The sequence below is a fragment of the Hydrogenophaga pseudoflava genome (genome assembly GCF_031020795.1).
GTDB classification, from domain to species: Bacteria; Pseudomonadota; Gammaproteobacteria; order Burkholderiales; family Burkholderiaceae_C; genus Hydrogenophaga; species Hydrogenophaga pseudoflava_A.
On the sequence record NZ_JAVHJP010000006.1, the window covers coordinates 315,154 to 338,141 of the forward strand.

At 70.0% G+C, this 22,988-nt stretch carries 23 protein-coding genes and 1 riboswitch; all 23 genes read left to right on the forward strand.

The features are described 5' to 3' along the window. Positions 1–29 precede the first annotated feature (29 nt). The 23 genes from RCO38_RS19810 to RCO38_RS19920 all read left to right on the forward strand — a co-directional run bounded on the left by RCO38_RS19810 (position 30) and on the right by RCO38_RS19920 (position 22,856). A complete protein-coding gene (locus RCO38_RS19810) occupies positions 30–806 on the forward strand; it encodes an SDR family oxidoreductase (RefSeq protein ID WP_308330158.1) in 777 nt (258 codons plus the stop codon). 21 nt (positions 807–827) lie between these two features. Then, positions 828–1,166: an L-rhamnose mutarotase gene (locus tag RCO38_RS19815; protein WP_308330159.1), complete on the forward strand. Its 339-nt coding sequence runs from the start codon at positions 828–830 to the stop codon at positions 1,164–1,166. A 52-nt stretch (positions 1,167–1,218) separates the two neighbouring features. After that, positions 1,219–1,458: riboswitch (cobalamin riboswitch) on the forward strand. 239 nt (positions 1,459–1,697) lie between these two features. Then, the gene (cobM, locus tag RCO38_RS19820; RefSeq protein WP_308330230.1) at positions 1,698–2,480 is read left to right on the forward strand and encodes a precorrin-4 C(11)-methyltransferase; all 783 of its coding nucleotides are present in this window, start codon (positions 1,698–1,700) and stop codon (positions 2,478–2,480) included. Beyond that, positions 2,477–3,367, forward strand: a complete 891-nt coding sequence (locus RCO38_RS19825; RefSeq protein ID WP_308330160.1) for a sirohydrochlorin chelatase — start codon at positions 2,477–2,479, stop codon at positions 3,365–3,367. Before cobM ends, RCO38_RS19825 begins: the two co-directional genes overlap by 4 nt. After that, complete coding sequence (locus tag RCO38_RS19830) at positions 3,364–4,044, forward strand: precorrin-8X methylmutase (RefSeq protein WP_308330161.1); 681 nt, start codon at positions 3,364–3,366, stop codon at positions 4,042–4,044. Before RCO38_RS19825 ends, RCO38_RS19830 begins: the two co-directional genes overlap by 4 nt. A gap of 2 nt (positions 4,045–4,046) precedes the next feature. Next, positions 4,047–5,246, forward strand: a complete 1,200-nt coding sequence (locus RCO38_RS19835; RefSeq protein ID WP_308330162.1) for a cobalt-precorrin-5B (C(1))-methyltransferase — start codon at positions 4,047–4,049, stop codon at positions 5,244–5,246. Continuing rightward, entirely contained in the window at positions 5,243–6,595 is a 1,353-nt protein-coding gene (gene cbiE / locus RCO38_RS19840) for a precorrin-6y C5,15-methyltransferase (decarboxylating) subunit CbiE (RefSeq protein ID WP_308330163.1), read from the forward strand. Before RCO38_RS19835 ends, cbiE begins: the two co-directional genes overlap by 4 nt. Further along, complete coding sequence (gene cobI / locus RCO38_RS19845) at positions 6,588–7,394, forward strand: precorrin-2 C(20)-methyltransferase (protein ID WP_308330164.1); 807 nt, start codon at positions 6,588–6,590, stop codon at positions 7,392–7,394. The genes cbiE and cobI overlap by 8 nt, the downstream gene beginning before the upstream one ends. Continuing rightward, the gene (locus tag RCO38_RS19850; protein WP_308330165.1) at positions 7,391–8,170 is read left to right on the forward strand and encodes a cobalamin biosynthesis central domain-containing protein; all 780 of its coding nucleotides are present in this window, start codon (positions 7,391–7,393) and stop codon (positions 8,168–8,170) included. The genes cobI and RCO38_RS19850 overlap by 4 nt, the downstream gene beginning before the upstream one ends. Beyond that, complete coding sequence (gene bluB, locus RCO38_RS19855; protein ID WP_308330166.1) at positions 8,167–9,318, forward strand: 5,6-dimethylbenzimidazole synthase; 1,152 nt, start codon at positions 8,167–8,169, stop codon at positions 9,316–9,318. Before RCO38_RS19850 ends, bluB begins: the two co-directional genes overlap by 4 nt. 10 nt (positions 9,319–9,328) lie before the next feature. After that, positions 9,329–9,511, forward strand: coding sequence for a CbtB domain-containing protein (locus RCO38_RS19860; protein ID WP_308330167.1), 183 nt, complete (start codon positions 9,329–9,331; stop codon positions 9,509–9,511). 10 nt (positions 9,512–9,521) lie between these two features. Further along, positions 9,522–10,328, forward strand: a complete 807-nt coding sequence (locus RCO38_RS19865) for a CbtA family protein (RefSeq protein ID WP_308330168.1) — start codon at positions 9,522–9,524, stop codon at positions 10,326–10,328. Then, on the forward strand, positions 10,318–11,328 hold the full coding sequence (gene cobJ / locus RCO38_RS19870) for a precorrin-3B C(17)-methyltransferase (RefSeq protein ID WP_308330169.1): 1,011 nt from the start codon (positions 10,318–10,320) through the stop codon (positions 11,326–11,328). The genes RCO38_RS19865 and cobJ overlap by 11 nt, the downstream gene beginning before the upstream one ends. Beyond that, a complete protein-coding gene (locus tag RCO38_RS19875; RefSeq protein ID WP_308330170.1) occupies positions 11,325–11,678 on the forward strand; it encodes a (2Fe-2S) ferredoxin domain-containing protein in 354 nt (117 codons plus the stop codon). The genes cobJ and RCO38_RS19875 overlap by 4 nt, the downstream gene beginning before the upstream one ends. Before the next feature lie 245 nt (positions 11,679–11,923). Then, positions 11,924–12,895 (forward strand): dipeptidase, encoded by a 972-nt coding sequence (locus RCO38_RS19880; RefSeq protein WP_308330171.1) that lies wholly within the window; start codon positions 11,924–11,926, stop codon positions 12,893–12,895. Between the two features lie 124 nt (positions 12,896–13,019). Continuing rightward, the gene (locus RCO38_RS19885; RefSeq protein ID WP_308330231.1) at positions 13,020–13,838 is read left to right on the forward strand and encodes a glycine betaine ABC transporter substrate-binding protein; all 819 of its coding nucleotides are present in this window, start codon (positions 13,020–13,022) and stop codon (positions 13,836–13,838) included. A gap of 185 nt (positions 13,839–14,023) precedes the next feature. After that, a complete protein-coding gene (locus RCO38_RS19890; RefSeq protein WP_308330172.1) occupies positions 14,024–14,557 on the forward strand; it encodes a DUF5943 domain-containing protein in 534 nt (177 codons plus the stop codon). 25 nt (positions 14,558–14,582) lie between these two features. Beyond that, positions 14,583–16,643 carry an NADH:flavin oxidoreductase gene (locus RCO38_RS19895; protein WP_308330173.1) on the forward strand — a complete coding sequence of 687 codons (2,061 nt, stop codon included), beginning with the start codon at positions 14,583–14,585 and terminating at the stop codon, positions 16,641–16,643. Between the two features lie 2 nt (positions 16,644–16,645). Continuing rightward, positions 16,646–18,532, forward strand: a complete 1,887-nt coding sequence (locus RCO38_RS19900; protein ID WP_308330174.1) for a (Fe-S)-binding protein — start codon at positions 16,646–16,648, stop codon at positions 18,530–18,532. Further along, entirely contained in the window at positions 18,529–19,629 is a 1,101-nt protein-coding gene (locus tag RCO38_RS19905) for an electron transfer flavoprotein subunit alpha/FixB family protein (protein ID WP_308330175.1), read from the forward strand. The genes RCO38_RS19900 and RCO38_RS19905 overlap by 4 nt, the downstream gene beginning before the upstream one ends. Positions 19,630–19,691: 62 nt before the next feature. Continuing rightward, positions 19,692–20,453 carry an electron transfer flavoprotein subunit beta/FixA family protein gene (locus tag RCO38_RS19910; protein ID WP_308330176.1) on the forward strand — a complete coding sequence of 254 codons (762 nt, stop codon included), beginning with the start codon at positions 19,692–19,694 and terminating at the stop codon, positions 20,451–20,453. 12 nt (positions 20,454–20,465) lie between these two features. Next, positions 20,466–21,722, forward strand: a complete 1,257-nt coding sequence (locus tag RCO38_RS19915; protein WP_308330177.1) for an aromatic ring-hydroxylating oxygenase subunit alpha — start codon at positions 20,466–20,468, stop codon at positions 21,720–21,722. A gap of 30 nt (positions 21,723–21,752) precedes the next feature. After that, positions 21,753–22,856: a hybrid-cluster NAD(P)-dependent oxidoreductase gene (locus RCO38_RS19920; RefSeq protein WP_308330178.1), complete on the forward strand. Its 1,104-nt coding sequence runs from the start codon at positions 21,753–21,755 to the stop codon at positions 22,854–22,856. Positions 22,857–22,988: the final 132 nt, after the last annotated feature.

A 22,988-nucleotide genomic window follows, 5' to 3' on the forward strand; every position in this document is an offset into this window, starting at 1 on the left:
CCCCACCCCTTTTTCACCCTCACCATCCCATGGACCTGCATCTGAAAGACAAGGTTGTCATCGTCACCGGTGGCGCCAGCGGCATCGGCGCCGCCATCTCGCTGACCCTGGCCGAAGAAGGCGCCATCCCGGTCATCCTGGGCAAGAGCCCCATGTCCTCGGAGTTCATGGAGCAGCTCAAGGCCAGGACCGCGCAACACCTGTTCGTCCAGGTCGAGCTGTCCGACGACGCGGCCTGCCGCGCGGCGGTGGAGCAGACGGTGGCGCGCTTCGGCCGCATCGATGGCCTGGTGAACAACGCCGGGGTGAACGACGGCATCGGCCTGGACGCCGGCCGCGAAGCCTTCATGGCCTCGCTGGAGCGCAACCTGGTCCACTACTACGTGATGGCGCACTACTGCGTCCCCCACCTCAAGGCCACGAAGGGTGCCATCGTGAACGTGTCGTCCAAGACCGCCCTCACCGGCCAGGGCAATACCAGCGGCTACACCGCCTCCAAGGGCGCCCAGCTGTCGCTGACGCGGGAGTGGGCGGCTTCGCTGCTGAACGACGGTGTGCGCGTGAACGCATTGATCCCGGCCGAGGTGATGACCCCGCTGTACCAGCGCTGGATCCAGACCTTTGACAGCCCCGAGGAAAAGCTCGCCAGCATCACGCGCAAGATCCCGCTGGGCCAGCGCATGACCACCTCGGAGGAGATGGCGCGCACCTGCGTGTTCCTGCTCTCGGACGCCTCCTCCCACACCACCGGACAGTGGGTGTTTGTCGACGGCGGCTACACCCATCTGGACCGCGCCCTGACCTGAGCTTTCTTTCAAGGAACCCGCATGCGCTACGCCCTGGCCCTCGATCTGGTGGACGATCCCCAACGCATCGCCGACTATGAAAAGGCCCATGAGCGCATCTGGCCCGAGGTGCGCGACCACCTGCGCGCGCAGGGCGTGCTGGGCATGGAGATCTACCGCCTGGGCACGCGCCTGTTCATGGTGATGGAGGTCGACCCGGCGGTGTACAGCGTTCAGGGCATGGCCGAGGCCTCGCTGGCCAACCCCGACATCCAGCGCTGGGAGGCGCTGATGTGGACCTACCAGCAGCCCACGCCCTGGACGCCACCGGGCGAGAAGTGGGTGTTCATGGAGCGCATCTTCGATCTCGCCAGCCAGTGAGGGCTGTTGACGGCCCATCGCAATGGGTTCGCTGTCGGACCGTTTGGCGCGTATAGAATAAAAAGCTGTTGGTGCTCGCGATGCTGTTCAGGCATCGCAGTTCAACGGGAAGCAGGAGGGCGAGTCCCACACGGACGAACCTAACCTGCGCTGCCCCCGCAACGGTAAGCAGACGGGTGGTCCACGGCATTGCCAGGGCCCCCATTTCTCAAAAATTGCCACTGGGTCACACCGGGAAGGCTTTGGGAAACGTTCTGTCAGCCCGGATACCGGCCAACAAGGAGGCTGCGCCCCAAGCGCAGCTGCATTACCCAAACACCGTCGGGGAAGGCGGTGAGGGGTCTTTGTCGGTGTCCTCATGTCGTCCCTTCGCATTGCTTTGCGAGTCTGTGCCAGCGCCTGCGCGTGCGCTCGCCGGGGGCTGTCCGTTCGCCGATGGAACCTGTCCTCGCCTCTCCCCTGGGTCTTTGCCGACTTTGCAACCGCGTTGTGTCCAACGCACCGAACCCAAGGAGTCACTTCATGCGCAGCATGGCCAACGGAACGGTCTGGTTTGTGGGGGCGGGTCCGGGCGACCCGGACCTGGTCACGGTCAAGGGGCGCGACCTGATCGCGCGCGCGGGGGCCATCCTGTTCGCCGGTTCGCTGGTGAACGAGGCGGCCACCCGCTGGGCACCGCCGGGCTGCCTGATTGCCGACAGCAAGGACATGACGCTGGAGCAGATGTCGGCCTGGCTGATCGCGAACGCGGCGCGTTGCGACACCGTGGTGCGCCTGCAGACCGGTGACCCCGCCCTCTACGGCGCGCTGATCGAACTGGTGCAGCCGCTGGATGCGGCCGGTGTGCCGGTGGCGGTGGTGCCGGGCGTGTCATCGGCCATGGCTTCGGCGGCCGCGGCGGTGGAGAGCTTCACCCTGCCCGAGGTCACGCAGACCACCATCTTCACCCGGGTCGAGGGGCGCACGCCCATGCCCGACGGGGAGGACCTGGCCGCGCTGGCAGCGCACCGCACGACCCTGTGCATCTTCCTGTCCATCACGCTGCTCCACAAGGTCGAGTCCGGCCTGCGCGCCGCCGGCTGGGCCGAGGATGCGCCCATGCTGGTGGTGCACAAGGCCAGTTGGCCGGGCGAGGAGCGCATCGTGCGCGGCACGCTGGCCACCATCAAACAACAGTGCCGCGACGCCGGCATCGTCAGCCAGGCCATGGTGATCGCCAGCCCCACGCTGGGCGCGCGGCAATGGCCCGAGCTCGCCAGATCCAAGCTCTACGACCCGAACTTCACCCACCGTTTCAGGAAGGCCACGACATGAACCACACCACGATCCTGCTGGTGGGCCACGGCTCGCGCGAGGACTCCGGCAACCAGGAAATCCGCGACTTCGTCGATCAGTGGCGCGCGCGTCAGCCGGCCTGGCACATCGAGGTCTGCTTCATCGAATTCGCCGCGCCCTCGCTGCACGACGGCCTGCTGGCCGCGGCGCAGTCGGCGCGCCGCGTGCTGGTGCTGCCGCTGATCCTGAATGCCGCCGGCCACGCCAAGATGGAGATTCCAGAAGCCATCGAGCACGCCCGCGAACATGCGCCCGGCGTGGAATTCCTCTACGGCCCTCACCTGAGCGCCTGCGACCCCATCCTCACCATCCTCCGCCGCCGCCTGCGCCAGGCCATGGCCACGCTGGACATGCCCGACCCCACCACCACCGGCGTGGTGTTGCTGGGCCGTGGCTCGTCCGACCGCGGCGCCAACGGCGACATGGCCAAGATGGCGCGCTGGCTGCAGGAAGAAAGCGACCACGAGCTGGTGGACCTCGCCTTCACCGGCATCACCTGGCCACGGCTGGAGCGCGTGGTGCAGCGGCAGGTGCTGATCGGCCTGCGCCAGATCGTGGTGCTGCCCTACTACCTTTACACCGGCACGCTGATGCAGCGCATCCACCGCCAGGTCGAGCACCTGCGCTTGCAGTACCCGCAGATCCGCTTTGCCTGCGGCACACACTTCGGCTTCGAGAGGGAGATCTTCGAACTGGTGGAGCAGCGCGTGCACGACCTGCTGGCTGGCGTGCCCGACAGCCGGCTGCCCTGCGACGGCTGCAGCTACCGCGAGATCGCGCACGACCTGGGGCATGGGCATTCGCACGAGCACACGCACACCGCCGTGCATGTGCATCCGCACACCGCACAGGTGCAGCCTGCATGAGCACCGTCAACACCGTCACCGAGCAGCTCACCGCCGCGGGTCAGGCCATCGAGCACGACAGCTTCGCCATCATCGACGCCGAGGCCGGCCCGCACGGCTACAGCAAAGGCCAGTGGCCGATCGTGCGCCGCATGATCCACGCCAACGCCGACTTCGAGTTCAACGGCCTGACCGACTTCCACCCCGACGCGGTGCGTGCGGGCGTGACTGCGATGCTGCGCGGCGGCACGCCCGTGGTGGCCGACGTGGAGATGATCTGTTCGGGCCTGTCGCGACCTCGTCTGACCCATTTCGGCATGGCCACGCACCAGTTCATCAGCGACGCCGACGTGATCGCGCAGGCGCAAGCCGAAAACACCACCCGCGCCGTGCAGGCCATGCGCAAGGCGCACCGCCTGGGGCTGCTGCAGGGCGCCATCGTCGGCATCGGCAACGCGCCCACCGCCCTGATCGAACTGGTGCGGCTGATCGTGGAGGACGGCGTGCGCCCGGCCCTGGTGGTCGGCATGCCGGTGGGCTTCGTCTCGGCCGCGGAGTCCAAGGACCTGATGGCGCAGATCGCCGACGTGCCCTGGATCGTCATCCGCGGCCGCAAGGGCGGCTCCACCCTGGTGGTCGCCGCCCTGCATGCGCTGCTGGCGCTGGCCGAGGCGCAGCAACGCGCCAAGGGCGCCTGAGCATGGAAAGCAACAGCCCGCGCGGCACCCGCACCGGTTTCACCACCGGCGCCTGTGCGGCCGCGGCCGCCAGGGCCGCCGCACAGGGGCTGGAAACCGGTGCGGTGCCCGAGGCCATGGAGAGCCTGCTGCCCAACGGCCAGCGGGTGCGCTTCGCGGTGCACGACGGACGCTGCGATGGGCACCGCGCCCACGCCATGGTGGTGAAGTTCGCGGGCGACGACCCGGACTGCACCGACGGCGCCCACCTCACGGTGGACCTGCGGCTGCTGCCCGGCCATGCGGGCGAGATCCGCTTCCTGGCCGGCGACGGCGTGGGCACGGTGACGCTGCCCGGCCTGGGGCTGGCCGTGGGCGGACCAGCGATCAACCCGGTGCCGCGCCAGAACATCGCCGACAACCTGCACGAGGCCGCGCCAAGGCTGCTGGCACAGCACGGCCTGGAAGTCACCGTGAGCGTGCCCGGCGGCCAGGAGATGGCGAAGAAGACCACCAACGCGCGGCTGGGCATCCTGGGCGGCATCAGCATCCTGGGCACCACCGGCATCGTCAAACCCTATTCCACCGCCGCCTGGCGGGCCAGCGTGGTGCAGGGCATCCAGGTGGCGGCCACGCTGGACCACGGCGTGGTGGCGCTGACCACCGGCGGCCGCACCGAGACCTTTGCCATGCAGACGCTGCGCGCCGAGCGGCCCGGCCTGCCCGCCGCCTGCTTCGTGCAGATGGGCGACTTCCTGCGCTACGCGCTCGACGAGGTGGTGGCCCAGGGCCTGCCCGAGGTGGTGCTGGGCGTGATGGTGGGCAAGCTCACCAAGATCGCCCAGGGCGAGACCATCACCCACGCCAACCGCAACGTGGTGGACACCGATCTGGTCGCCGACATCGCCCGGCAGATCGGTGCCACAGCCGAGGACTGCGCGGCCATCGCCGCCGCCGAGACCGCGCGCTTCGGCGCCGAGCTGATGGTCGAACGCGGCCTCGGCCCGGCCTTCCACCAGGCGCTGGCGCAGCGCGCCATCGACACCCTGACCGCGCCCGACCGCTACGGCCACGCCTTTGCGCTGCGCGTGCTGGTGTGCGACTTCAGCGGCCAGCCGGTGGCCGACGTGCGCTCGGCGCCGGCCGAGGCGCGGCCCCGCCCCGCCACGGCCGGGCGCACCGGCATCGGCCACACCCACCACAGCGACTTCGACACCGAATGAACGACCTGCCCACCCACGATCCCAACCGCTGCCGCGTCATCGGCGTGCTCGACGACGGCGTGGCCAGCCTGAGCGCCACCGCGCTGGCCCACCTGCGCACGGCCGACGTGGTGATCGGCGGCGCGCGCACGCTGGCACTGTTCCAGGCGGCACTCAAACCCGGCGCCCTCACCCGCGACCTGACCGGCCAGCTGAAAGCCGTGCCCGGCTGGGTGAGCGCCGCGCGCGCGGCCCACCAGTCCTGCGTGGTGCTGGCCACCGGCGACCCGCTGTGCCACGGCATCGCGCCCTACCTGGCCCAGCACCTGTGCCTGGACGCGCTGGAGATCCTGCCCAACCTCTCGACCCTGCAACTGGCCTGCGCCCGCGTCGGCCTGGCCTGGCAGGACGCGCGCATCGTCTCCGTGCACGCCGCCGACGCGGGCGAGTGGCAGCGCGGCGCCCCGCCCTCGCACGGCCTGTACACCCTGGCCCAGGCCCTGCGCGCCGAGCAGCGCCTGCTGCTGCTGACCAGCCCGGCCAACAGCCCCGACCGCGTCGCCCGCCTGCTGCTCGCCGAAGGCCTGGGCAGCGACTTCCACATGGCCGTGGCCGAAAACCTGCTGCAGGCCGACGAACAGGTGCATGCGCAACTCAGCCCCGCCGACGCGGCCCGCATGCGCTTTGCCGAGCTGAACGTGGTGCTGCTCTGGCGCACCCGGCCGCGGCCGCAACCGGTGCGCTTCGGTCTGCCGGACAGTGCCTTCGAGCAGCGCCAGCCCGAGAAGGGCCTGATCACCAAGCAGGAGGTGCGCGCCGTCAGCCTGGCGCGGCTGCAGCTGCGCGCCGACAGCGTGGTCTGGGACATCGGTGCCGGCAGCGGCTCGGTGGGCCTGGAGGCCGCCCGTCTGTGCCCGAAGGGCCACGTGTTCGCCATCGAAAAGAACGAGGCCGACCACGCCATCGCCCGGCGCAACCACGCGGCCTTCGGTGTCAGCAACTACACGCTGCGGCACGGCAAGGCGCCCGAGGGGCTGGAGGACTGGCCCGACCCGGACGCGGTGTTCGTCGGCGGTTCGGGTGGCGAGCTGGCCGGGCTGATCGGCCGGGTGCTGCGGCGCCTGCGGCCCGGCGGCCGGCTGGTGATGAACTTCGTGACGCTGGAGAACCTGGCCACCGCCACCCAGGCGCTGCAGTCTCTGAACGCCGACTGGGACGTGCTGCAGCTGCAGGCCGCGCGCAGCCGCCCCATCCTGCACATGCACCGCATGGCGGCCGAAAACCCGGTGTGGCTGGTGTGTGCGGGGGTGGGCCCCATGGGCCACGGCCAGGCCGAGCCGCTGGTGGCGGAGGAGACCACACATGGCTGAACCCGCCACGCCCATGGGCACGCTGCACGGCCTCTCGCTCGGCCCGGGCGACCCCGGCCTCATCACCCGCACCGCCTGGGCCGCGCTGCAGCGGCGCGACGCGGTCTGGGTCTACCCCGTGCGCAGCGGCAAGACGCCCAGCTACGCGCTGGACATCGTGCAGCGCGCCGGCCTGGTGCCGCCCGAGACCCACACACCGCTGCTGTTCCCGATGACGCACGACGGCGAGAAGCTGGCCCGTGCCTGGCTGAAGGCCGCACACACGGTGCTGCCCTGGCTGCAGGCCGGGCGCGACGTGCTGTTCCTGGTCGAGGGCGATGCGTCCACCTACGCCACCTTCGGCCACCTGGCGCGCACCCTGCGCGCGCTCGACGAGCGCGTGCCGGTGGAGGTCACCGCGGGCGTCAATTCCTTCACCGCCGCCTGCGCCGACGTCGGCGAGCCCTTCGCCGAGCAGGACGACACCGTGGCCATCGTGCCGGCCGCCTACGGCGTGGGCGCGGTGGACCGGCTGCTGCCCGACTTCGACACCCTGGTGCTCATGAAGATCAAGCCGCTGATCGAGGACCTGCTGGACTGGCTGCAGGCGCGCGGGCTGCTGGCCGGCGCGCACTTCGTGGAGCGTGTGGGCGCGCTGGACGAGCGCCGGCTGTCCGGCCCCGAACTGCTCACGCTGCGCGGCAGCAAGGTCAGCTACCTCTCGCTGCTGATCGTGAAGAACCCCCACCGCGTGCGCGGCGAGCGCATCAAGGGCTGCCTGAAAAAGAACACTCCGCCACCACTGGAGACCACCCCATGAACCCGGACATCACCGCCCCTCCCCGCGTCTGCCTGGTCGCCATCACCAAACACGGCGCCGCCCAGGCGGCCACGCTGGCGCGGCAGCTGCCGCAGGCGTGGCTTTGTGTCGCGGCCAAGTTCGCCGACGCCACCCAGGGCCTGTCCAACCCGGTGCAGGCCTACGAGGGCGCGTTCAAGGACCGGATCGGGCCACTCTTCCAGGCCTTCGACCAGATCGTCTTCTTCGTCTCGCTGGGCGCGGTGGTGCGCCTGATCGCACCGCACCTCAAGAGCAAGGACGAAGACCCCGGCGTGCTGGTGGTGGACGACGCCGGCCAGTTCGTCATTCCCGTGCTCTCGGGCCACGTGGGCGGCGCCAACGCCATGGCGGACACCGTGGCCGCGCTGCTGGGCGCCACGGCGGTGCTCACCACCGCGTCCGACGTGGGCAAGACCATCCCCGTGGACATCCTCGGCCGCGAGCTGGGCTGGCGTGTCGAAGCCCCCAAGATCAACATCACCCGGGTGTCCGCCGCCGTGGTCAACGAAGAACCGGTGGCCCTGGTGCAGGAGGCCGGCAGCCCGCACTGGTGGACCCGGCCCACGCCCCTGCCGCAGAACATCCACCGCCACACCCGTCTGGAAGACGTCGACCTGGGTCGCTACCAGGCGGTGCTGTGGATCACCCACCGACCGGTGGACGACACGCTGTGGCAGACGCTGCACGAACGGCTGGTGGTGTACCGCCCGCCGCAGGCCATGGGCACCAGCACCCCCGCCGGGGCCGCGGCATGAAGGTGGCCCTGGGCATTGGCTGCGACCGCGGCACGCCGCTGTCCACGCTGGAGCGGGCGGTCGATGAAGCACTGGCCATGGCCGGCCTTCAGCGCGGACAGGTGACCGGCGTGGGCAGCATCACGCTCAAGGCCGACGAACCCGGGTTGCTGGCGCTGGCCGCGCAGGCGGGCTGGCCGCTGCACTTCTACCCCGCCACCCAGCTGGCCGAGGTGGTCGTACCCCACCCGTCGGAGACCGTGCGCCGCCACACCGGCACCCCCTCGGTGTCCGAAGCCGCCGCCCTGCTCGCCGCCGGCACCACCGAGGCCTCGGCCCTGTGGGTGGAGAAGCACCGGCTGCGCGGCGACGACGGGCGCAACGCCACGGTGTCGGTGGCGCGGGTGGAGCCTCGCGCGGCGACCCCGCCACTGACGGCCAATGCCGACCCCGACCGCCGTTTCACGGCCGCCGAGCGGGAGGCGGTGCAGTCGCTGATGCAGGTGCGGCGCGACATGCGCCACTTCACCGCGGGTGCGCAGGTCGCCGAAGACGTGCGGGCGCGTCTGCAGGCGGCGTTGCTGGCAGCGCCCTCGGTGGGGTTGATGCAGCCCCTGCGGGTGCTGCGCATCACCGCCCCGGCGTTGCGCGACCGGCTGGCCGCCGCCGTGGACGAGGAGCGGATGCGCACCGCCCAGGCCATGGGGTCGCGCGCGGCCGAGTTCCTGGCGCTGAAGGTCGAAGGGGTGCGCGAGTGCGCCGAACTGTGGGCGCTGGTGCTGGCGCCCGACGACGGCACGCTGTTCGGTCGCCGCACCCTGGCGAGCGAAATGGCGTGGTGCTCGGCGGGCGCCGCCGTGCAGAACCTCTGGCTGACCGCGCGCGCCGAACACCTGGGTCTCGGATGGGTGTCGCTGTTCGAACCCGGCGACCTGCACACGCTGCTGGCGCTGCCCGCGGGCGCCGTGCCACTGGGCCTGCTGTGCATCGGCCCGGTTGACCGCTTCTATCCGGTGCCCATGCTCGTCCAGGAGGGCTGGCGCCAGAAGCGCCCGGCCACAGCCCTCTTCGCCGAAAACTCGTGGGACCCGACCTGGTGCGATGGCGCCGCATCGCCGGGCACCCTGCCTTCCGTTTCCCTGTCCCCCTGTCCTGTCTCATTCACTTAAGGAGCACCACATGAGCACCCAAGTTCAATCCGTCGCACGGCCTCGCGCAACCACATCTACGGCCTGGCCGGCCCTGGCCGGTGCCGCAGCACTGGCCCTGGTGGTGCTGTATGGCGTCGCCTTCGCCAACAGCCCGCTCGCCCACAACGCCGCCCACGACGTGCGCCACGTCACGGTCAAGCCGTGCCACTGAGGAACGTCCCATGAGGCTGTTCCACCGACTGATCTGGGCCGCCCTGGCGGTGGCCCTGGCCGTAGGCACCCTGCAGACCGCGCTGCACCAGCTCTGGGCCGTCCCCCTCCTTCTCGAGGCCGAACGCTTCGAGGACCAGAAGGCGGTGGCCGCACCCCCTGCGGCCCACGCGCACAACGAGGAGCACGCGCATGTCCACGACGAAGATGCATGGGCGCCCGCGGACGGCGCCGAGCGCACGTTCTGGACCTGGGTCGCCAACGTGCTGCATGGCTTCGGACTGGCGCTGCTGGCCCTGGTGGCGCTCACGGCCTGGGTCTGGCGCCGCGGGTCCGGGCCTGCCTCACCGGAACGGACCACGCCCGTCTGGTTGCTGGCGATGGGCGTGGCGGCCGCGGGGTTCCTGAGTCTCCACCTGTGGCCATCGCTGGGCCTGCACGCCGAGATCCCCGGCATGGACGCCGCCGAGCTGGGCGCGCGCCAGCGCTGGTGGCTGCTGTCGGCGGTCAGCGCCGGCGCAGCCTGTGCCTGCCTGGCGTTTGCCCGCGGCCACTGGCGCTGGGCCGTGGCGGCAGCGCTGCTGGCACTGCCGTTTGCCGTGGGTGCACCGCAGCTGCAGGCCGACCCGCTGGCGGGATTCGCACCCGAGGCCCAGGCGGTGCTGCGCCCGCTGGGACAACAGTTCGTCGTGGTCACACACGGCGTCGCTGTCGGTCTCTGGATGTCCCTGGGTCTGGCCTGTGCCTGGGCCTTCGCACGCTGGGTGAACCCCCTGGTAACCGCACCGCACCACGAAGGAGCCACCCATGGTGCCTGACGCCACCACGATCAGACAGACCACGGGCGGTTGCATCAGCCTGGTGGGCATCGGTCCCGGCCACACCGACCACATGACCGCGCGTGCGCGCGCCGCCATCGCCGAGGCCGATGTGGTCGTGGGCTATGTCACCTACATCAAGCTGGTGGCCGACCTGCTGGACGGCAAGGAAGTCGTGCGCAAGGGCATGACCGAAGAGCTGGACCGCGCCGTCCATGCGCTGGAAGCGGCCCGCGCGGGCAAGAAGGTGGCGCTGATCTCCTCGGGCGATGCCGGCGTCTACGGCATGGCCGGCCCGACCTACGAGGTGCTGTTCCAGGCCGGCTGGACGCCGGAGGACGACGTGACGGTGGAGATCGTGCCCGGGGCCTCGGCGATCAACGCCTGCGCCGCCCTGGTCGGTGCGCCCCTCACGCACGATTTCTGCTCCATCTCGCTGTCGGACCTGCTGACGCCCTGGCCGGTGATTGCACGGCGCCTGGACGCGGCCGCCGCGGCCGACTTCGTGGTGGCGCTCTACAACCCCAAGAGCGGGCGCCGCACGCGCCAGATCGTCGAGGCGCAACGCCTGTTCCTGCGCCACCGCCGCGCGGACACGCCGGTGGCCATCGTCAAGAGCGCCTACCGCCGCCGCCAGCACATCGTCCATACCACGCTGGACCAGATGGCCGAACAGGACATCGGCATGCTCAGCACCGTGCTGATGGGCAACAGCAGCACCTTCCTGCGGGAGGGGTTGATGGTCACACCGCGCGGCTACGCCCACAAGTACGACGTGGACCAGGGCTTCGAGACCCGCGCCGGCGAGAAGGCCGGGCGTTCGCTCTCCAGCGGCCTGCTGGGCTGGATCGAGGGGCTGCGCACCGAGCACGCCGCCGGCATGGGCCTGACCGAACTCGCCAGCCGCCATCGCCTGCCGGCCGACTACATCGAACAGGTGCTGGCGACGCCCGACGAACCCACCACGGCCGATGCCGGGACCGAGGAGGCCGAGCAATGAGCGGCACGGAAAAACCCCGCATCGGCGACTACCGCCGGCACCTGCTGGTCTGCACCGGCACCCGCTGCACGCAGGACGGCGCATCGCAGGCGCTGTTCGACAGCCTGGGCGAGAAGTTCAAGGCGGCCGGGCTGCACGAGGGCGCGTTGCGCGTCAAGCGCAGCCGCGTGAGCTGTTTTGCCGCCTGCAAGGGTGGCCCCATTCTGTGTGTGCAGCCCGACGGCACCTGGTACCACGGCGTGACGCCCGCGCACATGGACCGCATCATCGAACAGCACCTGGTGGGCGGCCAGGTGGTCGCCGACCTGGTGTTCCACCAGGGGCCTGGGAGCTGCGACCCGGGCGCCTGAGCCCCCCCGGCCCGCGCAGGGCCCTGCAGAGTCTCCGCCGCTCTGATTTTCCGACTGGCCAGGGTTGACCCGGCCCCCCCGGGAGGGTTGAGCCGCATGCCGCCAGGCATGTCGGTTCTGGACAAGTGTGCGTCTGCGGCGCACAAGCCGCCGTGCGACCGCGCCTCAACAATGCGCGCACCGGACAGCGTTTCCTAGCAGAAAACCAAGTCCTCTTCGCGTAAACCCTTACCCACCGGACAGCCATGAGCAACTCGCACCAGGACGCCATCGTCATCGACGGTCTGATCATCTCGAAGTGGAACCGCTCGGTCTTCGAGGACATGAAAAAAGGCGGGCTGACCGCGGCCAACTGCACCGTCTCGGTGTGGGACGACTTCAAGAGCACGGTGCACAACATCGCCGAGATGAAGAAGTCCATCCGCGAGAACAGCGACCTGCTCTGCCTGGTGCGCAGCACGGCCGACATCGAAAAGGCCAAGAAGGACGGCAAGACCGGCATCATCCTGGGCTTCCAGAACGCCCACGCGTTCGAGGACCACCTCGGCCACATCGAGGCCTTCGCCGACATGGGCGTGCGCGTGGTCCAGCTTTGCTACAACACGCAGAACCTTATCGGCACCGGCTGCTACGAACGCGACGGCGGCCTCTCGGGCTACGGCCACGAAGTCATTGCCGAGATGAACCGGGTCGGCATCATGGTCGACCTCTCGCACGTCGGGGCCAAGACCAGCGAGGAGGCGATCCTGGCGTCCAAGAAGCCGGTGACCTACAGCCACTGCCTGCCCGCGGGCCTGAAGGAGCACCCCCGCAACAAGAGCGACGAGCAGCTCAGGTTCATCGCCGACCGCGGCGGCTTCATCGGCGTGACCATGTTCCCGCCCTTCCTCAAGCGCGGCATCGAGTCCACCGTGGACGACTATGTCGAAGCCATCGACTACGTGATCAACCTCGTCGGCGAAGACTGCGTGGGTGTCGGCACCGACCACACGCAGGGCTACGGCCAGGACTTCTTCGACCACATCACGCACGACAAGGGCCGTGGCCGCCGCCTGACGAATTTCGGCACCGTGCAGAACCCGATGGGCATCCGCACCATCGGCGAAATGCCCAACCTGACCGCCGCCATGGAGCGCGCCGGCTGGCCGGCAGCCAAGATCACGAAGGTCATCGGAGGCAACTGGCTCCGGGTCTTCGGTGAAGTGTGGAGTGTGTGAACCCGTTTCTCTTCCGTTCGAACCGTTCCCGTCGTTTCCCCCAAACCCCAGGAGTGTCCCCACCATGAAGCCGTCGTCGATGTCCGTCCGTCCCCGCCGCAAGTTCCTCGCCCAGACCCTGGGCATGACCGCCCTGGCCGCCACCGGCGCCGGTGCCCTGGCCCAGGCCAAACCCACGCTCAAGATAGGCTTCGTGGACGGCTGGTCCGACAGCGTGGCCACCACCCACCTGGCCGCGGCCATCATCCGCAGCAAGCTGGGCCACCAGGTGGAACTGGTGCCGCTGGCCGCCGGCATCATGTGGCAAGGCGTGGCGCGCGGTGACCTGGACATGACGCTGTCGGCCTGGCTGCCGGTGACGCACGAGGCTTACCTGGCCAACTTCAAAGACAAGGTGCAGATCGTCGGTGCGAACTACCCGGGCGCCAAGATCGGCCTGATCGTGCCCGACTACGTCAAGGCCACCAGCCTGGCCGACCTGAACACCCACCGCACCGATTTCGATAACCGCATCGTCGGCATCGACGCGGGCGCCGGCGTGATGAAGAAGACCGAAGAAGCCATCAAGGCCTACGGTCTGGAGATGCGCCTGCTGCCCAGCTCCGGCCCCGCCATGGCCGCCGAACTGGACCGAGCCTACCGCGCCAACAAGGCCATTGCGGTCACCGGCTGGATCCCGCACTGGATGTTCGCCAAGTACAAGCTGCGCTTCCTGGCCGACCCGAAGAACGTCTACGGCGCCGAAGAGCATGTGGACAGCGTCATCAACCCCGGCCTGAATACCAAAGCGCCCTCGGTGGTGGCCTTCCTCAAGAAGTTCTCGTGGAAGCCCGAGGAGATCGGCGCCGTGATGCTGGCCGTCGAAGGCGGCAGCAAGCCCGCCGCGGCCGCAGAAAAGTGGATGGCCGACAACGCCGCCCGCGTGGCGGAGTGGACGACCTGACCTGACACCCCCTGCGCCGCTTCGCGGCTTCCCCCTCACTGACGCCTTCGGCTTGGAGGGGGACGCACCCTGTGGCCGGGCCAAGCCCGTTCCACGGGTGCCCTGGACCAGACGCCTCCATACGTGACAGGTCGGGCGCCAGCGTGGCCGAGCGACTCCGACTTTCCCAAAATCGAGACCCCACGATGAATCCCCAGCTTCCCATCGACGTCGACGCGCAGACCGGCATCTGGACCACCGACGGCCTGCCGATGATCTACGTGCCCCGGCACTTCTTCGTCAACAACCATGTGGAGACCGAGGCGGTGGTGGGGCGCGATGTGTACGCCCCGGCGCTGTACAAGGCCGGCCACCGTTCGGCCTGGTTCTGGTGCCAGAAAGAAGCCGCCACCCACGGCCTCTCTGGCATGGCCGTGTACGAGCACTACCTCAAGCGCCTGTCGCAGCGCGGCTGGGGCCTGTTTTCCTTCATCGAGGCCGACGCCACCACCGGCCACGCCCGCATCCGCCTGGAGCACTCTGTCTTCGTGCTGGCCCAGGGCATTGCCGGCGTGCCGGTGGACCACAGCAAGGTCTGCTACCTGTTCGCGGGCTGGTTCTCGGGCGCCATGGACTGGGTGCTGGAGACCGCCGGATCGGCGGTCCGCACCACCAGCGAAGAAACGCAATGTGCGGCGGAAGGCCACGGCCACTGCGAGTTCACCGTCCGCCCCCTCTGACTTCCCTTCCGAACCAGCCGCCGCCATGCGTTACCCGCACCTGTTTGAACCCCTGAAGCTGAACCAGGTCCTGCTGCGCAACCGCATCGTCAGCACGGCCCACGCCGAGGTGTACGCCGAGGGCGGCCACACCACCGAGCGCTATATCCGCTACTACGAAGAGAAGGCCAAGGGCGGCGTGGGACTGGCCATCTGCGGCGGCTCCAGCCCGGTCTCGCGCGACAGCCCGTGGTCGTGGTGGAGCTCGGTCAACCTGGCCACCAACACCGTGATCGAGCCGCTGGCCAACCTGGCCGAGACCATGCACAAGCACGGCGCGAAGATCATGATCCAGGCCACCCACATGGGTCGCCGCAACGCCTGGCACGGCTTCGACTGGCCGCACCTGGTCAGCCCCTCGGGCATCCGCGAGCCGGTGCACCGCGGCAACGCCAAGATGATCGAGATCGAGGAAATCCGCCGCATCGTGGCCGACTACGGCCGCGCCGCCAGACGCGTCAAGGACGCGGGTCTGGACGGCATCGAGATCTCCGCCGCACACCAGCAGCTGATCGACCAGTTCTGGAGCCCGCGCGTCAACCGCCGCACCGACGAATACGGCGGCAGCCTGGAAAACCGCCTGCGCTTCGGCATGGAAGTGCTGCAGGCGGTGCGCGAGCAGGTGGGCGCCGATTTCTGCGTCGGCATGCGCATGTGCGGCGACGAATTCCACGAAGACGGCATCAGCCATGAGATGGCCAAGGAGATCGCCCAGGCCATGTCGGAAAGCGGCCTGATCGACTTCCTCAGCGTGGTCGGCTCCGGCGCCGACACCCACAACACGCTGGCCAACTGCATGCCGCCCATGGCACTGCCGCCCGAGCCTTTCGTGCACCTGGCCGCCGGCATCAAGTCGGTGTCGAAGGTGCCGGTGATGCACGCGCAGAGCATCCGCGATGCTTCGCAGGCCGAGCGCATCCTGGCCACGGGCATGGTGGACCTGGTGGGCATGACGCGCGCCCAGATCGCCGACCCGCACATGGTCATCAAGATCCGAGACGGCCGCGAAGACCAGATCAAGCAGTGCGTCGGTGCGAACTACTGCATCGACCGCCAGTACAACGGCCTGGACGTGCTGTGCGTGCAGAACGCCGCGACCAGCCGCGAACAGACCATGCCCCACGTCATTCAGAAGACCACCGGCGTGCGCCGCAAGGTGGTCGTGGTGGGCGCTGGGCCCGCAGGCCTGGAAGCCGCCCGCGTGGCCCGCGAGCGCGGCCACGACGTGGTGCTGTTCGAGAAGAACACCACGGTCGGCGGACAGGTGAACCTCGCCGCCAAGCCACCCAAGCGCGAACAGATGGCCGGCATCATCCGCTGGTTCGACATGGAGACCCAGCGCCTGGGCGTGGACCGCCGCCTGGGCGTGGCGGCCACGGCCGAGATGATCCGCGCCGAGCAGCCGGACATCGTGGTGCTCGCCACGGGCGGCACGCCGCACACGGGCCAGACCCCAGCCTGGGGCGCGGCCGAAGGCCTGTGCGTCAGTGGCTGGGACATCCTCTCGGGCGTGGTGGCGCCGGCCGAGAACGTGCTGGTCTACGACAGCATCAGCACCCACGCCGGCACCGGCGTGGCCGACTTCATCGCCGCGCGCGGCAAGTTGGTGGAGATCGTCACGCCCGATGTGAAAGTGGCCGACGACACTGGCGGCACCACCTTCCCGATCTTCTACCGCCAGCTCTACTCCAACGGCGTGATCCAGACGCCCAACCACTGGCTCGAACGCGTCTACCGCGAGGGCGACAAGCTGATCGCCGTACTCAAGAACGAGTACACCGAGGCGCTGGAGGAGCGCGCGGTCGACCAGGTGGTGGTGGAGAACGGCATCACGCCCAACGACAGCCTCTACTGGCAGCTCAAGCCCCTGTCGCTCAACAAGGGCCAGACCGACATCGACGCCCTGTTCGACGCCAAGCCGCAACCGGCGCTGAGCCTCGACACCACTGGCGACAACTTCCTGCTGTTCCGTGTCGGCGACTGCGTCTCGATGCACAACATCCACGCCGCGATCTACGACTCGCTGCGCCTCTGCAAGGATTTCTGAACATGCTGCTCCAGCACCTGGTGAGCGTCCTGTTCTGGCTGGCCGTTCTGGGCCTGGTCATCGGCCTGGCCCGGCGCGCGGCGATCTGGCGCGGCGGCCGGTCCGCGGCGGTGGACTTGGGCGGCTTGCTGCAGATTCCCAGGCGCTACTTCGTCGACCTGCACGACGTGGTGGCGCGTGAACCCTTCGTGGCGCGCGCCCACGTCGGGGTGGCCGGCGGCACGCTGCTGGCGCTGCTCATGGTGGCGTTGAACTACGGCCTCGGGCTGTACTCGACCGCCCTGGATGTGGTCCTGCTCATCGCCGGCCTGCTGGCCGTGGCAGGCGCCGCAGCGATGGCCTGGCGCCGCCGTTCCGCGCCGGCCCGGCTGTCGCGAGGGCCGTGGGACCGCCTGCCCTACGCGCTGCTGGCCTTCGCCGTGGCCGTCATCCTGACCGGCGCCGTCGCCCTGACCGGCACCGCCCTCGCCCCCTGGCTGGCCGGCCTCATCAGCCTGGCCTTCGCGGCCGGCGTGGCCGAACTGGCCCTGGGCATGGGCCTGGGTGGACCCATGAAGCACGCCGTCGCCGGCCTGCTGCACCTGGGCCTGCACCCCCGCCCTGAACGCTTTGGCGACCCACGTTTCGCCACCGCCCTCAAGCCCCTGGCCCTGACCCCCGAAGACATGGGCGTGGGCAAGCCGGCCGACTTTGCGTGGAACAAGCTGCTGTCCTTCGATGCCTGCGTGCAGTGCGGCAAGTGCGAAGCGGCCTGCCCCGCCTTCGCCGCCGGCCAGCCGCTCACGCCCAAGAAGCTGATCCAGGACCTGGTGACCGGCATGAGCGGCCGCACCGACGCCGCCTACGCCGGCCGCCCCTACCCCGGACGCACGCTGGGCGAACACGGCGGCGCCCTGCAGCAGCCCATCGCCAGCGGCCTGATCAACCCCGAGACGCTATGGTCCTGCACCACCTGCCGCGCCTGCGTGCAGGAATGCCCGATGCTGATCGAGCACGTGGACGCGGTGGTGGACATGCGCCGCCACCTGACCCAGGTGCGCGGCGAGGTGCCGAACAAGGGCGCCGAAGCGCTGGAACAGCTGCGCGAGACCGACACCGTGGGCGGCTTCCCGCTGACCGCGCGCCACCATTGGGCGGCCGACCTGAACCTGCCGGTGCTGGCCGAAGGCGAGCAGACCGACTGGCTGCTGCTGGTGGGCGAAGGAGGCTTCGACATGCGTTACCAGCGCACCCTGCGCGCCTTCGTCAAGACGCTGCAGAAAGCCGGCCTGAAGCTGGCGGTGCTGGGCGCGGCCGAAACCGACTGCGGCGACCTGGCACGCCGGCTGGGCGACGAAGCGGGCTTCCAGCGCCTCTCGCGCCAGCTCATCGGCACGCTCAAGGCACGCCGCTTCCAGCACATCGTCACCCCAGACCCGCACATCTTCCACTCGCTTAAGAACGAGTACCCCGCCATGGGGGGCGAGTTCGACGTCTGGCACCACACCCAGCTGCTGGACCGGCTCCTGGCGCAGGGCACACTCCAGCCTACGCGCGCCGCCACGCAGGAAACGGTCACCTACCACGATCCGTGTTACCTCGGCCGCTACGGCCGTGAGGTGGACGCACCGCGCCGCCTGCTCAAGGGCATCGGCATCAAGGTCGTCGAGATGGAACGCCACGCCGAACGCGGCCGCTGCTGCGGTGGTGGCGGTGGCGCGCCGTTCACCGACATCCCGGGCCAGACCCGCATTCCCGACATCCGGATCGCCGACGCGCGGCAGACCGGCGCCGCCGTGGTCGCGGTGGCCTGCCCCAACTGCACCGTCATGCTCGAAGGCGTGGTAGGCCCCCGCCCCGAGGTGCTCGACGTGGCCGAACTGGTGGCCCGTGCCGTGGAGGTTGCATGAACACCAACGCACCTGTGCGCCGCGTCGATCCGCGCCGCCCTGCCTTCCTCACGCCGCAAGGCCTGCGCCGCATCGTGCTGGGCAGCAGCGAGGGCGAACGCCTCGCCATCGGCCGCGCCCACGCCGAACAGGCCAGGCCGGTGCGCAGCACCGGCCCGTTCCGGGAAGTGACGCTGGTCGTGGCGCACGCGGACCGCGGTGCCCTGGGCGACGGGGCGCGCCAGGCCATCGCCGCCGCCGCCATCCTGGCCGCCCCCCACACCGAGGTGGTGCTCGCGGTGCTCGGCGCCTGCCACGACGACGTGGCGGCCCTGGGTGTGGACCGGGTGCTGGTGGCGCACGCCTGGGACGCCCGGGCCTACCAGCCCATGGCCGGCGTGCAGTGGCTGCAGGCCCTGCAGCAGCAGCTGGCCCCCGCGCGCTGGCTCATGGCCGACGCGGGCGCCGACGGCCAGCTCGGCCGCCGCTTCGCCACCCGCACCGGCCTGCGGCTGGCCGCGGGCGTGGCCGAACTCACCGCCGACAGCCTGCGCGTGCCCGCCGGCCCCAGCCAGGACTGGCAGCAGGGACACGCCGACGTGATGCTGCTGGCCAAAGGCGCCGTCAACCCGCACCTGCCCTTCGTGGGCCTGGGCGTGGTGGGCGAGGCGCCGCACTGGAGCCCCGTGGCGGAAGCCGCCGTGCAGGACCTGGGCGTGCAGACCGGCGACCCCGCCACCATGGCGCTGGAAGAGGCCGACTTCATCCTGGCCGCCGGCAACGGCGTCACCGACCTGCCGTTGTTCCACCGCCTGGCCCAGGCGCTGGGCGCGGCGGTCGGCGCGTCCCGCGTGGCGGTGGACGACGGGCGCTTCGCGCGCACCCAGCAGGTCGGCGCCACCGGCAAGACCGTGACCGCGTCGGGCTACCTGGCGCTGGGCATCTCTGGCGCCGTGCAGCACCTGCAGGGCATCAAGGACTGCCGCCACGTGATCGCGGTGAACCTCGATGCCTCGGCCCCCATCACCCGGCGCGCGGACCTGAGCGTGGTGGAAGACAGCCGCGCCCTGATGCAGGCCCTGCTCGACCTGGTGCGCCAGCACAAGGAGGCTCCATGAGCGCAGCGCCGGGCCGTTCCCAAGCAAGCTCGCACCGCAGCCCACAGGGTGGAGGTACTTCAATGACTCACATCACCGTCCTGGTCGCCGGCCGCCAACACCCCGTCAGTGGCCGTGCCGTGCGCAGCCGCGCCGACGCCGTGGCCGCCGCACTGGCGCTGGGCGTGTCGGACCAGGTGCGCCTGCTCTCGGCCGGGGACATGCCCGACGCCGTGGCGCGCGACTACCTGGCCCTGGGCGCACCACGCATCGAACTGCTGCCCTGCCCCTGCGGCGCCGACCCCACCGCCCTGCTGGCCGCCGAGCTGCGGGACGTGGCCTGGGTGCTCACCGGCACGCGGCAGGGCATCGAGCCCGGGGAAGGCGTGCTGCCGTTTGCGCTGGGCGCCGCCCTGGACCGGCCCGTGGTCTGCGACGTGCTGGCCGTGCGCCCCGACGGCGACGCCTGGGTCGTCACCCAGGCCCTGCCCAAGGGCGCCCGCCGCCAGTTGCGCGTGCACCCGCCCGCGGTGCTGGCGGTGAGCGCCGCCGCGCCCGTGGCGCTGCGCCACGCCGTGGCCAGCGCGGGCGCCGGCCAGGTGCTGCGCAGGAACGCCGCCCCCGCCCCGCAGGCAGGTGCCCAGTCCGTCCACCGCGAGGCCGTGCCGGCCCGCAAGCGCCGCCAGGTGCTCGAAGCCCGCCACCAGCAAAGCGGCCACGCCCGCATGCTGGGCGCCATCGACTCGCCCTCGACCGGCGGCACGGTGCTCAAGGCCGGCGATGCGCGCAGCAAGGCCCAGGCCTTGCTCGACTACTTGCGCACCCATTCTCTCGTTGACTTCTGAAGGGACACCCACATGACCACCCCGATCTCCGCCCAGACCCTGCTGACCCGCGAACTGCTGGCGCGCCGCCGTCCCGGTTACAGCCTGGAGGCGCCCTTCTACCTCAGCGAAACGGTGCTTCAGGCCGACATGGAGCACATCTTCGGCAAGCACTGGATCTTCGTCGCCGTGGAGCCGCAGATCCCCGAGCCCGGCGACTACATCGCGGTCGAGTTCAGCAACAAGTCCATCCTGATCGTGCGCGACGACGACATGGGCGTGCGCGCCTTCCACAACGTCTGCCGCCACCGCGGCTCGCGGCTGTGCGAGAGCCACCAGGGTCAGCTGGGCAACATCGTCTGCCCCTACCACCAGTGGACCTACGACCTGTCGGGCAAGCTGATCCACGCCAAGCACATGGGCGCCGACTTCGACCCCTCGGAGATGAGTCTCAAGTCGGTGCACGTGCGCACGCTCGGCGGCCTGATCTTCATCTGCCTGGCGCAAGACCCGCCGCAGGACTTCGAGCAGATGGTGGCCGAGATGACGCCCTACCTCGCGCCGCACCGCCTGCAGGACTGCAAGGTGGCGGCGCAGGTGGACATCATCGAGGACTGCAACTGGAAGCTCACGATGGAGAACAACCGCGAGTGCTACCACTGCGTGGGCAACCACCCCGAGCTGACCGTCTCGCTCTACGAGTTCGGCTTCGGCTACCAGCCCAGCGCGGAGAACGCGGCCGAGCAGCAGCGCTTCGTGGACATCACCAACGCGGCCCGCGAACGCTGGGAGAGCATGGGCCTGCCCTCGGCCGAGATCGAGCGGCTGGACGACCGCATCACCGGCTACCGCACGCAGCGCCTGCCGCTGGACCGAGCGGGCCAGTCGCAGACCCTGAACACCGAAGTCGCCTCCAAGAAGCTGCTGGCCGACTTCACCGACCCGGCCCTGGGCGGCCTCTCGTTCTGGACCCAGCCCAACTCCTGGCACCACTTCATGAGCGACCACGTGGTGAGCTTCTCGGTGCTGCCGATCTCGGCCGGCAAGACCCTGGTGCGCACCGTCTGGTGCGTGCACAAGGACGCGGTGGAAGGCGTGGACTACACGGTGGAGAACCTCACCGCGGTGTGGAACGCCACGAATGCGCAGGACCGCCGCCTGGTGGAGGAGTCGCAGATCGGCATCGCCACCGGCGCCTACGAACCCGGCCCCTACTCGCCCTACACCGAAGGCCTGGTCGAGAAGTTCTGCAACTGGTACGTCAACCGCCTGGGTGAACACACCCGCTGACACCTCCTCCACCACGACACAGCCCACGCCATGGCCAGCTCACCGCACATGCCCGACCTTGCCGCCCCGCCCCCGGCGGTGTGGGACTCCGACCGGGACGAGACCCTGCAGTGCGTGCAGGTCCGCCAGGAGACACACGACGTCAAGACCTTCGTGCTGGCGGCCGAGGGCCCGCGCAGCTTCCGCTACCTGCCGGGCCAGTTCATCACGCTCGAACTGGAGATCGGCGGGCAGAAGATCAACCGCTGCTACACGCTCTCGAGCACGCCCACCCGCGCCGACCTGGTGAGCATCACCGTCAAGCGCGTGCCCGGTGGCCCGGTGTCGAACTGGCTGCACGACCACCTGCGCGCCGGCATGCGCCTGAACGCGATCGGCCCGTCCGGCGAGTTCAGCTGCTTTCACCATGCGCCCGCGCCGCGCTACCTGTTCCTCTCCGGTGGCAGCGGCATCACGCCGCTGATCTCGATGACGCGGGCCCTGCACGACCTGGCCAGCACCGCGGACGTGGTGTTCGTGCACTGCGCCCGCTCGCCGGCCGACCTGCTGTTCCCCGAAGAGCTCACCCTGATGGCGCGCAACATGCCGCAGCTGCGGCTGGCCATGGTGTGCGAGCAGCACACGCCGGGCAGCGCCTACGCCGGGCACCTGGGGCGCATGGACGCGGCGCGCATGGCCCACATCGCCCCGGACTTCCTGCAGCGCGACGTGTACACCTGCGGCCCCGCGCCCTTCATGGCCGCGGTGCGCCAGCTGCTGGGCGCCGCCGGCTACGACATGGCGCGCTACCGCGAAGAGAGTTTCTCGTTCGCGGCCCCCGCACAGCCCGAGGCCGCGGCCACCGCGCCAGCCGCCAGCGACACCGCGGCGGCGGCCCACCGCATCGTGCTGTCCAACAGCGGCCAGTCCTTCAACTGCCTCAGCGGCCAGACCCTGCTGCAGGCCGCACAGGGCGCCGGTCTGCGCCTGCCGTCCTCCTGCAGCAACGGGGTGTGCGGCACCTGCAAGACTCGCAAGACATCGGGCGAGGTGGAGATGAAACACAACGGCGGCATCCGCCCGCGCGAGATCGCACAGGGCTGGATCCTGCCCTGCTGCAGCACGCCGCTGAGCGACGTCGCACTGGAACGGTGAGCCATGAGCATGCGCGCACTGTTTCAGCCTCCCCGCATGCGAACCACCCCAGCGAAGTGGTGCACGAACGTCACCACTGGTGCTTGTCCCATACCCAAAACGCGTGCGCTGACAGAACATCCGTGGTTCTGT